Origin of the sequence: Treponema sp. OMZ 805 (genome assembly GCF_050937395.1) — a bacterium.
Taxonomy (GTDB): Bacteria; Spirochaetota; Spirochaetia; order Treponematales; family Treponemataceae; genus Treponema.
This window is the reverse complement of the sequence record NZ_JACCLP010000009.1, coordinates 56,673-70,147: the sequence shown is the minus strand read 5'-3', so window position 1 is coordinate 70,147 and position 13,475 is coordinate 56,673. Positions and strand designations below refer to the sequence as shown.

The 13,475-nt window shown below is 48.1% G+C and carries 14 protein-coding genes; 8 read left to right on the top strand and 6 right to left on the bottom strand.

The window, feature by feature from the left end:
- Window positions 1-2 precede the first annotated feature (2 nt).
- Window positions 3-491: a CvpA family protein gene (locus HGH47_RS08350; RefSeq protein WP_212564783.1), complete on the bottom strand. Its 489-nt coding sequence runs from the start codon at window positions 489-491 to the stop codon at window positions 3-5.
- Window positions 488-1,612: an undecaprenyldiphospho-muramoylpentapeptide beta-N-acetylglucosaminyltransferase gene (gene murG / locus HGH47_RS08345; RefSeq protein ID WP_212564782.1), complete on the bottom strand. Its 1,125-nt coding sequence runs from the start codon at window positions 1,610-1,612 to the stop codon at window positions 488-490. Before murG ends, HGH47_RS08350 begins: the two co-directional genes overlap by 4 nt.
- Window positions 1,613-1,703: 91 nt before the next feature.
- On the opposite strand from murG, the gene folD reads away from it, so the two are divergent.
- The 8 genes from folD (at window position 1,704) to HGH47_RS08305 (ending at window position 8,735) form a co-directional block, all read left to right on the top strand.
- Complete coding sequence (gene folD / locus HGH47_RS08340; protein WP_432911680.1) at window positions 1,704-2,624, top strand: bifunctional methylenetetrahydrofolate dehydrogenase/methenyltetrahydrofolate cyclohydrolase FolD; 921 nt, start codon at window positions 1,704-1,706, stop codon at window positions 2,622-2,624.
- 83 nt (window positions 2,625-2,707) lie between these two features.
- On the top strand, window positions 2,708-3,334 hold the full coding sequence (locus tag HGH47_RS08335; protein ID WP_432911740.1) for an IMPACT family protein: 627 nt from the start codon (window positions 2,708-2,710) through the stop codon (window positions 3,332-3,334).
- A gap of 60 nt (window positions 3,335-3,394) precedes the next feature.
- On the top strand, window positions 3,395-4,003 hold the full coding sequence (gene ruvA, locus HGH47_RS08330; protein WP_212564779.1) for a Holliday junction branch migration protein RuvA: 609 nt from the start codon (window positions 3,395-3,397) through the stop codon (window positions 4,001-4,003).
- A gap of 127 nt (window positions 4,004-4,130) precedes the next feature.
- Window positions 4,131-4,547: an iron dependent repressor, metal binding and dimerization domain protein gene (locus HGH47_RS08325; protein WP_432911677.1), complete on the top strand. Its 417-nt coding sequence runs from the start codon at window positions 4,131-4,133 to the stop codon at window positions 4,545-4,547.
- Between the two features lie 196 nt (window positions 4,548-4,743).
- Window positions 4,744-5,694 (top strand): metal ABC transporter substrate-binding protein, encoded by a 951-nt coding sequence (locus HGH47_RS08320; RefSeq protein WP_432911674.1) that lies wholly within the window; start codon window positions 4,744-4,746, stop codon window positions 5,692-5,694.
- Window positions 5,695-5,836: 142 nt separating this feature from the next.
- Complete coding sequence (locus HGH47_RS08315) at window positions 5,837-6,766, top strand: metal ABC transporter ATP-binding protein (RefSeq protein ID WP_212564777.1); 930 nt, start codon at window positions 5,837-5,839, stop codon at window positions 6,764-6,766.
- A gap of 84 nt (window positions 6,767-6,850) precedes the next feature.
- The gene (locus HGH47_RS08310; protein WP_212564776.1) at window positions 6,851-7,738 is read left to right on the top strand and encodes a metal ABC transporter permease; all 888 of its coding nucleotides are present in this window, start codon (window positions 6,851-6,853) and stop codon (window positions 7,736-7,738) included.
- Between the two features lie 133 nt (window positions 7,739-7,871).
- Window positions 7,872-8,735, top strand: a complete 864-nt coding sequence (locus HGH47_RS08305) for a metal ABC transporter permease (RefSeq protein ID WP_212564775.1) — start codon at window positions 7,872-7,874, stop codon at window positions 8,733-8,735.
- Here HGH47_RS08305 and HGH47_RS08300 read toward each other — a convergent pair.
- From HGH47_RS08300 to HGH47_RS08285, 4 genes are all read right to left on the bottom strand, one after another.
- On the bottom strand, window positions 8,732-9,181 hold the full coding sequence (locus HGH47_RS08300) for a DUF523 domain-containing protein (protein WP_212564774.1): 450 nt from the start codon (window positions 9,179-9,181) through the stop codon (window positions 8,732-8,734). The two genes, HGH47_RS08305 and HGH47_RS08300, sit on opposite strands and share 4 nt — an antisense overlap.
- 81 nt (window positions 9,182-9,262) lie before the next feature.
- Window positions 9,263-11,752, bottom strand: coding sequence for an ATP-dependent Clp protease ATP-binding subunit (locus HGH47_RS08295; protein WP_212564773.1), 2,490 nt, complete (start codon window positions 11,750-11,752; stop codon window positions 9,263-9,265).
- A gap of 15 nt (window positions 11,753-11,767) precedes the next feature.
- Window positions 11,768-12,868 (bottom strand): ATP--guanido phosphotransferase, encoded by a 1,101-nt coding sequence (locus HGH47_RS08290; RefSeq protein WP_212564772.1) that lies wholly within the window; start codon window positions 12,866-12,868, stop codon window positions 11,768-11,770.
- 1 nt (window position 12,869) lies between these two features.
- Window positions 12,870-13,376 carry a UvrB/UvrC motif-containing protein gene (locus HGH47_RS08285; RefSeq protein ID WP_212564771.1) on the bottom strand — a complete coding sequence of 169 codons (507 nt, stop codon included), beginning with the start codon at window positions 13,374-13,376 and terminating at the stop codon, window positions 12,870-12,872.
- Between the last annotated feature and the right edge of the window lie 99 nt (window positions 13,377-13,475).

Sequence of the window (13,475 nt, the reverse complement as noted above, 5' to 3'; positions counted from 1 at the left end):
CCTTAGATGCCGTTTTGGATTATCTGTAAGACATTACCGCTGTCTATCGGAAGAGGAATCAGTATCCGTACAATCATGCTGCGGGCGATAAGGGCATCGATATTAAAAAACGGCTGCAGCTGTAGAAGCGCTACGAGAATAATAAGGACAATATACGCTTCAAATAAACCCAAAAAGAACCCAAGCGCATGATCAAGGCTGTTTAAAATTTCATTATCGAAAACTGCGGATATCAGCATTTGAAGCAGTTTAACGGCGATAAAAACGACGATAAAAATCATAAAAAAAGCGATAAGCTTCATTGCTGTCGGAGAAAGTCCGCTCACCTTTGTGTGCAAAGAAAGCGGGCGATAAAACCAAAAGGCTACCGCAATTGCAAGCAAAAAAGCCGCCATTGAAAAAAACTCATCGACAAAACCCCGAACGGTAACCTTAATGATGACAATAATGCTGATAATCAATAACACCATATCAAGTATATTTATGCTCATTTTTCCGTTATCCATTGTTGTAAAAGATGTGCAATTTTGACTGCGGGTTTTTCATCGGCAAGAGCCGCCGATGCTTGAGCCATCGCTTGTAACTCTTGAGGGTTTTCTAAGAGCCGCGTTAGAATACTGCAAAGCGCGGCAGGCGTTGTATCTTTACCGGAAAGGGTGATTGCCGCCCCTTGTTCGGTAAAGAAATCCGCATTTTCAATTTGATCGCCGCGGCTGCTGCCTTTTTCAAGCGGTAATAACAACATCGGTTTCCCTGCCGCCGCAGCTTCCCAGATGGTGTTAGCGCCTGCGCGCGACATCACAAGATCGGAGGCAGCGAGGACATCCGGCATTTGCTCAACGATAAAAGGGAACGGTTTATACCGGTCGCTCAAATCAGGGCGTTCTTCCTTTAACCGTTTTTTAATCCGGTCTCCTTGGGCACGGTGCTGAGCGCCGGTTTGGTGCACAACAAAAAAAGACTCTGCTAAAAAAAGAATCGTTTGTTCTACCAATACGTTGATCTGGAGTGCGCCGAGGCTCCCCCCCTGTATAAACAGAATCGGCTTATCTCCGGTATATTGAATAAATGCTTTTCCTGCATCCGCATTGGCCTCATAAAAACGCATTCTTACGGGATTTCCCGTAACGGTAATTTTACGCTGCACTGCATTTGGAAAAAAACTTGCCGTTTTTGTGTATGAAACAAAAATTTGAGCGGCAAATCGGGTATTTATTTTTGTGGCAAGTCCGGGAGAAAAATCACATTCATGCGTAATAACCGGAATCTTGAGGCACCGCGCGGCAGCACACGGCGGCACCGACACAAAGCCCCCCTTAGAAAACACGAAGCTAGGCTTCAGTCTTAAAAGTATAATCAATGAGGCGAAAAATCCTCCGATAATTTTAAACACATCGATGAGGTTTTCAAGGCTGAAATATCGTCGGAGCTTTCCTGCCGGTATTCCGTAAAACGGGATATCCGCACTACACACATACGATCGATCGGTGCCGTTATTGGAACCTATCCAGATAATCGGTATCCCTGTTTCTTTTTTAAACACTTCTGCAACGGCAATACCGGGGAATATATGCCCTCCGGTACCTCCGCCGGTAAATATAACACAGCTCATAACTCGGCAAGTATACCAGAAAAAAGGCCGTCATACAATGCGCCGGATATTCCCAAAGCGATTTTAATATACTACAATAGAGAACTTGATTATGGCACAGATTATAGACGGCAAAAAATTAGCCGAAGCATTGACCGAAGCGGTAACACAAGAAAACGCCGTATATTGCAAAGAGCATCCGCAGCCCTGCCTCGCGATTGTATCATCGGGAAGCGATCCTGCCTCACAGGTGTATATTAAAACGAAGGTACGGGCGCTGGAAAAAGCGGGTATGCAGAGCAGGATTATTCCATATTCCCAAACAATAAGCGAGCAGGAACTAACAGCGTGCGTACAAACGTTGAATGCCGACGATACGGTTGACGGCATTTTGATTCAACTCCCACTTCCCTACCCGCTGGACAGTAGACGGATACTGGCGCCGCTCGATCCGGCTAAAGACGTCGACGGATTTACACCGGAAAACTTGGGTCGCTTACTTATCGGCAGTCAGGGCTTTATCCCCTGTACACCGCAGGGAATTATGTATGCGCTGCAGCAATACGGCATACCGCTCAGCGGCGCTCATGCGGTTATTGTCGGGCGCTCTGCGATTGTCGGGAAACCCCTTGCCGCCCTGCTCACTGCGGCGGATGCAACCGTTACACTCTGCCACAGTAAAACGAAAGACCTTGCCGCGCTGACACGGCAGGCTGATATTTTGATTGCGGCTGCGGGACATCCGGCGCTCATTACCGGTAGCATGATAAAAAAAGGCGCCGCAGTTATCGACGTGGGAATTAACCGCGTCCCCGATTCTACTGCACCCAAAGGCAGCAGGCTGACCGGCGATGTTGACTTTGAAAGCGCCGCTGAACAAGCCGGCTGGATTACCCCGGTTCCCGGCGGTGTCGGTCCTTTAACCGTAGCGATGGTGCTGCGAAATACCCTGCGTGCCGCACAGCTCCGGCACGGCTGCTTGCCGGAAACGGAAACCGGAGCAGGGCTTAACACGGGCCTCGCCGGATGCTAGTTCTCAGCCGCAGCCGGGAGCAAACCGCTCGACACGAACCCACTGTAGCGCCGGATGCAGGAGCAACGGATAAACCGGCGGTTATGCCCGACATATTGGTATCTATCCCCGAAGCATCGAGGCCCATAGCTGCCGCTGTCGCAGAAATAACCGTAAAAAAATCGGTGTTCCGCGCCGAGGTGTTCTATACGGACGATGCGCAGGGAGCAAAGGAGACCGTAAAGCGGCAAAAAGAGCAATACCGCGATGCTCGGCACGTAGTTCACGCCTTTGTTATCGGTGAAACCGGCTCGATACTCGGCTGCAGCGACGACGGAGAGCTGACGGGTACGGCGGGACAGCCGGTTCTTGCCGTCCTAAAGGGAAGCGGAATTACCAATATATTGATAACCGTTACCCGCTGGTTCGGCGGTACCCTATTGGGAACCGGCGGCTTGGTAAAAGCGTATTCTACTGCGGCAAAAGAGGCACTCGCTAAAGTACACACAGAGCCGCTTATTCAAAAAGCGGAGTTTATATGTGAATGCAGCTATGAGAATCACAACCCGCTGCTCCGCGCCGCCGCACATCTGCCGATCAGCTTTGCACAAACGGAATTTGCACAAACCGTCCGGCTGAGCGGCTCAATTCCGCTTGAATATTGTACCGAGTTTGCTCAGCTTGTTACGGAAATCACCAAGGGCGCTTCCGCGGTGCAATTTTCAGAATAGAAAACCTCTAAAAACGGAAGGTCATCTCTAAGAACGGATATATTTCAAAAGGAGAAAATCATGTTTAACAGCATCAGCGGGACGTTGACCGGTAAAACGGCAGAATCCATCTACATAGAAACACACGGCATTGAATGGGAAGTTTTTGTATCCGCCCTGAGTGCAGACCGATTCGGAGCTGCAGGGAACACGGTACGGGTCTATACATGGCTCTATCATCGGGAAGATCAGATGAGGCTTTTCGGCTTTTTAACACCGGCTGAGCGGAGCCTTTTTTTGGATTTAACAAAGGTTGACGGAATTGGCCCGAAACAAGCGCTGAAAATTCTTTCCGGTCTGGACGGCGCAGCGCTGGAAGCGGCTCTTGAGGCAGGAGACGTCGCGCGGCTGCAAAGTATCCCCGGTATCGGAAAGAAAACAGCGCAAAAGATGGTGCTTGCTCTAAAAGGTCAGCTTACCGGATTGCACGATACGGGGCGGGCGGAAACGGCAAAAAAATCGGAGTTTGAAGATATTATCACAGCTCTTATCAATATGGGATATGATCGGAAGCGTACCGCAGAAACGGTAGAGTCGGTTGCGCAATCCATGCGCGCAAAAGGTGCCGATCCTGCTGCAAAAGAAGAGGAACTGTTCCGTACTGCAATTGTCAATTTGAGTTCAACATAGATAGTGCAGATACAATTAAAAAGAACGATCCCGATAAAGCAAAACGAATGATATAAAAGTATTTCCACTTGAAAGACAGACGCCGAACCATATATTATAAGAAATCTCTAAAAAATCGGATTGAATAATGATGGAAGAAAAAACGGAAGCATCGGCGGCGTTTTCGCGGACGCGAGCGGATCACGCAATAGAAATACTGGAAGATTATACGGAAGCTATCGCCAAAATCAGTAACGAAAACGGGAAATGCCGCGTTATGGATCTTGCACGATATTTCGGCGTAAGCCATGTGTCGGTCATTCAGGTGCTGCAACGGTTAAAAGCTAATCATTTGATTGAAAGCGGTACCCATAAACCGATATGTCTTACCGAAGAAGGCCGCGCATTGGCACGCGAATGTGCGGCTCGGCACGATGTTGTGCTTCAATTTTTGTTAAAACTCGGCGTAAGCGAAAAAAATGCCCTCCTCGATTCCGAAGGATTGGAGCACCATATCAGTTCCGAAACTTTGGAATGTATGAAGAGATTTATAGGAAACCTCTAAAATAGAGGCCTTATCAAAATCAGTCAAATGGTTGTTGATAAATTCTTGTGAGAGTCTTGACAAAATATCGTAGTATGTACTACATTTATGGTGAAAAATAAGTAGGTAATACTACATAAAAACAGACATTTAATGTAGTATTGACTACTAAAAAATAAAATTTTGTTTTGGAATAATTTTTCCAAAGGGAGCTTGTATGAAAAATCATACACAATGGGCAATAATTATGTTCACAGCGCTAACGTTTATTATCGGTGCAACCGGTATGATGGGATGTTCAAAAAAGAATAATGCGGTTGCAGATAAAGCGAATACAGAACGCCCCAAACGGGTGGTAACGACCTTCACTATTTTGCAGGATATGGCGCAGAATATTGCGGGCGATAAGCTTTTGGTAGAATCGATTACCAAGCCGGGGGCGGAAATTCACGAATATGAGCCAACCCCACTCGATATTGTTAAGGCTCAGTCTGCTGATTTGGTTCTGCGCAATGGTTTGGGGCTTGAACGCTGGTTTGAAAAATTCATGGGCAATGTAAAAGATGTACCGAGCGTTACGCTTAGCGATGGGATTGAGCCGATGGGTATTGGGGAAGGACCGTACAACGGGATGCCGAACCCGCATTCGTGGATGTCGCCGAAAAATGCACTCATCTATGTGGAAAATATCCGGAAAGCCTTTGTGAGTTTAGACCCTGCAAATGCGGAGACCTATAATGCCAATGCAGCTGCGTACAGCGAAAGCATCAAAAAGATCGATACGTTCTTGACTGAAAAGCTTTCCGAAATTCCCGAATCGCAGCGATGGCTGGTAACCTGTGAGGGGGCTTTTTCTTATCTGATCCGCGACTGTAATATGAAAGAATTATACCTGTGGCCGGTCAACGCCGACGAGGAAGGCAGCCCGCAGCAAATTCAAAAGGTGGTCGACACGATCCGACTGCATCACATTCCGGTTGCCTTTTCCGAAAGTACCATCAGCAATAAGCCACAGTTACAAGTCTGTAAGGAAACCGGAGCCTATTATGGCGGTGTTCTGTATGTCGACTCTTTAACGTATGAAGACGGCGATGCCCCGACTTACTTAAAAATGCTTGAATACAATGCGAATGCAATTGTGAAGGGATTTGAGGATAGCCGCCGTTGAGCATGTACATCCATGTACATGCTCAACGATGAGTTTTTGCAAAGCAAAAACTCACTCCTGTATGGAACCACCGCCATCCATGGCGGTACTGAATGCACATTCCGTGCACGAATTGAATAACTGAGCTGAGAAGGGGAGACGTATGGTGATACATTCGCTGCGGCATGCGGCTTATAGTAATAATGGAAGTAACAATATAAATGACAAAGGGGATTCCGTTGAACTGGCAGTAAAGGATGTCAGTGTAGCGTACAATAACGGACATGTTGCCCTCTACGATGCGTCGTTCACCTTGCAAAAAGGAACAATTACCGCATTGGTCGGTGTAAACGGCAGCGGTAAATCAACCCTTTTTAAGACAATCATGGGCTTTATTAAACCGATGAGCGGCTCCGTAACCATTTGCGGAAAATCGATCCGTTCGGCGCAGAAGCAGCATCTGCTTGCGTATGTGCCGCAGTCGGAAGACGTGGACTGGTCGTTTCCGGTGAGTGTGTGGGATGTGGTGATGATGGGACGGTATGGCTACATGAATTTTCTCCGCATTCCAAGCAAGCAAGATAAGGAAAGAGCTGAGCGTAGTTTGGAACGCGTGCAGATGCTCGATTTTAAGGATAGGCAGATCGGCGAACTTTCCGGCGGACAAAAAAAGCGGGTGTTCCTTGCACGGGCGCTTGCGCAGCAGGGAAAAATCATCTTGCTCGATGAGCCGTTTACCGGAGTCGATGTTAAAACGGAAACAGCGATTATCGAGCTGCTGCGTGAGCTGAAAAACGAAGGGCATCTGATCTTTGTTTCCACACACGATTTAGGTTCCATCCCTGAGTTTTGCGATCATGTTGTAATCATCAATCGGACAGTGATTGCCTCCGGTGCGACGGAAACAACCTTTACCGCTGAAAATTTGATTAAAGCATTCGGCGGGGCACTGCGGACTATTAAGATTGATCATACCGATAATCCGGAAGATACTGCTCATGAAATAAGAGTATTTACCGATGACGAGGGGGCTTTGATTACCAAGCAGGAGGGTAGACCGTATCTCAAGGGCATAAGAAATGTTGTTGAGTAGTGGCGGTTTTGAAGAGAAAGGCAGCCCCATTATTCTGCGGGGTGTTAAAAAAATAGTCTGATGCGTTTGCCTTGATGGAGTGATATGTTATTGATTCCTTTTCAGTATGAGTACATGGTGAAAGCGATTTTGGTGAGCGGAGGTGTCGGCGGGGTGTGTGCCTTGCTGTCGTGTTTTGTTGTGCTGAAAGGCTGGTCGCTTTTGGGAGATGCGCTGTCCCATGCGGTGGTGCCGGGAGTTGCGGTTGCTTATATTATCGGTATTCCGTTTTCTGTCGGTGCCTTTATCAGCGGGATGCTCGCTGCGCTCATTATGGGCTTTGTTAAAAAGAACACACGGATACGCGAGGATGCGGTCATAGGCATTGTCTATACCACGTTTTTTGCGCTCGGTGTGCTGCTGATCTCGCTGTATCCAAGCAATATCAGCCTGACGACCATCATTATGGGAAATATCCTCGGTATTGCCGACCGGGACATTGTGCAAACGCTCATTATTGCGGGTGTGAGCCTTATCATCATTTTGCTGAAATGGAAGGATTTGCGGCTTTTTTCGTTTGATCCGTCGCACGCCCGCTCGATAGGGCTGAATACCAATACGCTTTACCTGTTGCTGCTCACCCTGCTTGCCGTTACGGCGATTGCGGCGCTGCAAACGGTGGGCAGTGTGCTGGTTGTAGCAATGCTGGTAACACCGGGAGCTGCCGCATATCTGCTCACAGATAGATTTCCGATAATGATGGGGCTTGCAGCAGTAATCGGGACACTCACCGCTTCTGCAGGAGCCTATATCAGCTATTATCTAAACGGCTCGGCAGGCGGGTGTATTGTTGCGCTGCAATTCTTTTTATTTTTGACCATTTTGTTCTTTGCGCCGCATCACGGCATCATCTCCGCGCGGCGGACGGCAGCACGTTCGATGAAAGCCTTTTTTGCACAAAAGAATGAGGTTTATACCACAGGGCATTTCTAAAAACTCGGTTAGATTTGCTTCGCGTCCTTCGGAATAGAGATTGGAGCCGAGAGGCGGAACCCCGAAAAGCCTGATTTTTGCGAAGCAAAAAGCCGCTCAAAAGAATATAAAAAACAAAACTGAGGAGAGGTCTATGTGGTTAATGTCGGTTCTAGAGCCGTTTACGTATGGATTTATGATAAAGGCGCTCGTAATAGCGGCGTTGGTTGGGGGTGTTTGCGCCCTTATTTCGTGTTATCTGATCTTAAAGGGCTGGTCGCTGATGGGGGATGCGATTTCTCATGCGGTACTGCCGGGGATTGTAGGGGCGTATCTTTTGCATATTCCGCTTGGGGTTGGGGCGTTTGCGGCGGGGCTATTGAATGCGGCTGCGACGGGGTGGATAAAAGACCGGAGCCGTATCCATGAAGATTCGGTGATGGGGGTGGTTTTTACGGGGCTGATGGCAGTCGGGCTGATTTTGGTTACAAAGGTGAGTTCGAATATTCACTTTATGCATATTTTGTTCGGGAGTCTTTTGGGAATCGAACAAGGCGATATGATACAGGCGATTGTGTGTTCGGTGGTGACGCTGGTTGTGGCGCTTATGAAACGGAAGGATATTCTGCTGTACTTGTTTGATAAAAACCATGCGCAGGCGGTGGGCTTGAATGTGCAGGCTATTCATTACCTGTTCCTTTCGCTGACGGCGCTGACCATTGTTGCATCGCTGCAGGCGGCGGGGATTTTGCTGACGGTTGCGATGCTGATTATTCCCGGCTGTATCGCCTACCTTTTGACGGACAGACTGAACCGGATGCTTCTTATTTCCGCCTGCTCCGCGGTGATGAGTTCCTTAATTGGTACTTATGTGAGTTATTACCTGAACGGAGCAACCGGCGCCTGTATCATTTTAACGGAGTCGTTCTTTTTTGCCTGCGCGATGGTGTTTGCGCCTAAATACGGTATGCTGGCGCACCGCCGGGCAACGCGGAAAGCCCGTTTAGGACTCGCTTAGTGCTTCAAAAAGCGCAAAGGAAAATCGATATCACTCCATTCTTCTTCGGTCATTACGGTTATCCCATTCCTCATGAGCAAATCTGCCGTTTTCCCGTTTCCTGCAGTGAGTATTCCGGAAAAAGTCCCATCATACACCAAACCTTTTCCGCATGAAGGGGAACGGGCTTTAAGCAGTGCATCTTTACAACCATACTGCTGTGCTATTTCTAAAACTACAGCAGCACCTTTTTCAAATGCTTCGGTTACGTCATCGCCGTCAGTGTTGATGACTTTTCCTGCTTTCATTTCTGCTGCCGAACGCGGTGTCGGTAAGCCTCCAAGCTGCTCCGGACAGACAGGTATTGCTTTTCCTTCTTTTACAAGCTGCTGCACGGCAGGAGTTATTGCTTTCTTTCCGTCATACCTACAGGGGAATCCTGCAAGACAGGCGCTTACAATGATCATACGCGGAATACTCCTCTTCGCGGGTGTATCATAATTCCGGCATTTTCAGCGCTTCCGATAATGCCGGAAGCGCTGTTTGAACTACCCTTCCTGCGGTTCCGTGGAGACGGCAGGAAGTAAGGTGATGGTTGTTGCCGGAATCGCCGGTCTGTCGGTTTGAATGCTTATCGTAAGTGCGTTTCCGTCAGTATCGACGACCGCGATAGTGCCGGGGGTAAAGTCCCCTGTGATGATTTTGACGGCGAGGACATCTTCTATTTCGGTTTGCAACAGCCTGCGCATCGGACGGGCGCCGAGCAAGGGATCATAGCCGTGCTTTATACAATAGGCGCGGGCATTATCAGTGATTCTAAGCTGTAACTGTTTTGCAGCGAGGCGGCCGGTCAATTTAGAAAGCTCTAACTCGAAAATAGCTTCTATTTCTTTTTCCGAAAGCGGAGTAAAGACAATCAGCGAATCGAGCCGGTTTAAAAACTCCGGACTGAAGATTTTTTTTGCCTCCAGTTCGGCGGACTTCTTCATACTTTGATAGTCGATGGTGCGGTTTTCTACCCGTGCAAAGCCGAGCGGCTCGTCCATCAAATTTCGCGTGCCGACATTGCCGGTAAGGATGATCACCGTATTCCGAAAGCTCACCGTATGGCCGAGGCTGTCCCGCAGTTCACCTTCTTCCAGCACCTGCAGCAACAGGTTAAAGACATCGGGGTGCGCTTTTTCAATTTCATCAAACAGGATAACGGAATACGGATTCCGTCTGATTTTTTCCGTCAGCATTCCGCCGTTTTCAAAACCGATATAGCCCGGAGGCGCTCCGACCAAGCGTGCAACGGCATGTTTTTCCATATAGTCGCTCATATCGACCCTAATAAGGGATTCCGCAGAGCCGAAGAGGAATTCGGCAAGCGCTTTTGCCAGCAGCGTCTTCCCTACCCCCGTCGGTCCTAAAAAGAGGAACGAGCCGATAGGGCGGTCAGCCGAGGCAATTCCTGCGCGGGAACGGCGCAGCGCATTTGCGATAATACCGATTGCCTCATCCTGTCCGATAATAGTTTTATGCAGCTCTTTTTCGGTTTCGGCAAGGCGCTTTGCCTCGTCGGAGCCGACACTCTTGAGCGGAATATCCGTCATCAAAGAGACGGTTTCGGCAATGTCGGCAGGGTCTACTTCAAGCATTGTTTCGTTTTCTTGGTTCAACCACCGCATTTTGATTTTTTCCAGCTGAACTTTTAAGAGCTTTACTTCGTCGCGCACGACAGCTGCCCGTTCATAATCCTGTACTGCAACCAAGTCCTTCTTTTCGCCGGCAAGCTCCGCAATCCGCTGTTCGATGGTCGTGATATTTTGCGGCAGCTCGGTAGTATCCATTTTCTTCAAAGCGCCGGCCTCATCCATCACATCAATCGCCTTATCGGGGAAAAAACGGTCGGGGATGTAGCGGGAAGAAAGCTCTACAATCTTTTTAATCGTTTCGTCGGAATAATGAACATGATGATGCTGCTCGTATTTTGATTTAAGCCCCCCAAGAATCGCGCAGGTTTCTTCTTTGGTCGGCTCCTTAATCAGCACGGACTGAAAGCGCCGCTCAAGAGCGGAATCTTTTTCAAAATACTTGCGGTATTCGTCAAGCGTCGTTGCACCGATGCACTGTATTTCCCCGCGGGCAAGCGCCGGCTTTAAGATATTGGCCGCATCGAGCGCTCCCTGAGAGCCGCCGGTACCGATGAGGGTATGCAGCTCGTCGATAAACAGAATGATATTTTTAGCCTCGCTGACTTCTTTGATGATGCGCTTGATGCGTTCCTCAAACTGTCCGCGGTACTTGGTGCCGGCAATGACGGAGGCAAGGTCGAGCGATATAACCCGTTTCCCGAACAGCGACCGAGGCACCTGTTCATTCACAATAGCCGCCGCGAGTCCTTCGACAATCGAAGTCTTTCCGACACCGGGTTCTCCTATTAAAACGGGATTATTCTTGCTGCGGCGGGATAAAATCTGCATCACGCGGCGCATCTCCCGCTCCCTGCCGATAACGGGATCAAGAAGCCCTTGGCGAGTTATCTGTGTAAGATCCCTACTGAATTCGGATAATGCGCTATGTTTCTTTTTTTCCTGCTGCTGTTTATCGCGCCGCGTATCCGTACCGTTCAACTTTTTCATGGTTTGCTGTACGTCATCCAGAAAAATTCCCTGCTGTAAAAAGAAATGCGCAAGGATACTCTCCTGTATCTGAGCAAAGGCCAGAATAAGGTGCTCCGTCCCTGCTGCTTCCTGCTGCATAATCCGGGCTTGAGCGGCGGCGGTATCGACAAGCTGTTTTACCCTATTTGACGAAGGAATTTCTCCCCTCACCGGCTCGCCTTCCCGTATCGGGGTACTTTGCTCCAATCGCAGTTGCAGCGTCAAAAAATTGACATGGAGATTCTCCAATAAGCGATATCCGCGCCCCAGCTTTTTTGTGATGAGCGCAAGCAGTATATGTTCCGGTTCTACCGTGTCGGCATTGACCCGCCGAGCTTCTTGCTGGCTAAAAACCGTCAATAATTCATAAAGATTCTGTGAAAGAGTATGCATAGTTGTCTCCCGTTTCTACAGTCTGCTTTTTGCGGAGTTTTGTATCCGCAGTTCAGCCCGTTTTAAGATCTCCTGTACTAAAATTGCGCGGATACGCTCAATACGGAGTTCATCCAGCTGAAAGGGTTCTTCAAGATGAAACGTACCGTTCAGCATCAAAAAGGCAATATGGGCGGTCTGAGTTTGATACAGAAGCGCAAGACAGGCTTCCTGACTTAAACCTTCGATAAAGCCGAGATTGATACCGAGTTTTATCTTGAACACAATATCTATCGTATCTTTTACATCGAGTAAATAGGCATTTTTCGCAATACTGAACGCCTTAATGACCTCATCTTGGATACGCCATAATTGCGTTTTTACCAACGAATCCCGCAACTCCCGCTCTTCATTGATAAGTTCCCGAATCGCAGACGTTATCATACTGATTTGTGCCTCATCGGTATAGCCTGCAGCGCTTTTCGTAGAAATGAGGTACAGATATCCCAGTAGTCGTTTGGTATTCTGCGCATAATAAGCGTGTACTTCAAAATTTTGCTTGGTCAGCGCCTCTATCCTTTCCTGTATCTTATTATTCAGTGAGTGTCCGGGGAGCGAACACAGTACCGAGCATTTAATCCCGCTGCCGATATTCATCACATCGGAAGATAAATATCCGAAATCCTGCACTGCACTGAATTCCAGCGTTTCAGCCAATGTATCGATGATATTCTTTCCCAGCGTAAAGCATTTTTGAAGTTCAAAACCCGCATAAAAGGCAGAAAGTCTGATATGGTCTTTGACATTCACCGTTGCCGAAAGGATACCGTCGTCACGAACAATGACGCCCGTACCGAACTTCTGCTCCAAATTGGCAGGAATGATATTCCGCTCTTCAAAAATCTTTTTTGCTATTGCGTCCAAGGTATCAAGCCTAATGGGATGAAAGCCGTCGGAAGGCGGCAGGTCGTAGAATGCGGATACTACAGTCCGGTATACCGTTTCCGCATCTTCTTTTCCGAGTGTCGGAGGAAAGCGGTAGTTCTTTAAATTCCGTACAATACGTACCCGCGAAGAAAGAACCGTATCGCTGTCGTTTCCGGAATAGGTATACCATGCATTCGAAGAGGCAACCATACTAGGACGATACCTCCTGCTCTCTTATCTTATCGCGGAGATAGGCCGCCAGTTCATATTCTTCGTTTTCTACCGCCTTTTGCAGTTCCTCTTCAAGATGCTGTAATGAAGCCGCCGAATCCGAAAACGTTTCCGTTTTTAAAGGCAGGTTCCCTGCGTAAAAGACCTCTCCGGACGTTTCTTGCATAAGTTCTAATACGGTATCACGGAAATAAAAAAAACAGCGGGGACAGCCGAGTATCTTCTTTTCTTTGACACGACTCAGCGGCATTCCACAATCGGGACACGCCAGAGGATGAACACTGTCACTTGCTCCTTCCGAAGCATCCAATGCGGATACAAGCCCGTCAAAAATAGCTTTAAGTGAAAGATGCATTTCCTTGTTATCAGAGTAAAGATGATGCTTTTTAGCACAAGTTCTGCAAATATACAGTTCTTTTGCCTTTCCGTCTATAATTTGCCGCACGAGCATAGCGGCGCTATGCTTTCCACATATCTGACATATCATGCTGCACTCCTCAAGGTTAGACCTATTCGATAACTGCGTTTTCGAATAGGTCGACGAGTTCTAAATCGCACAAATAGCACGATTTAGAACATCGCATTT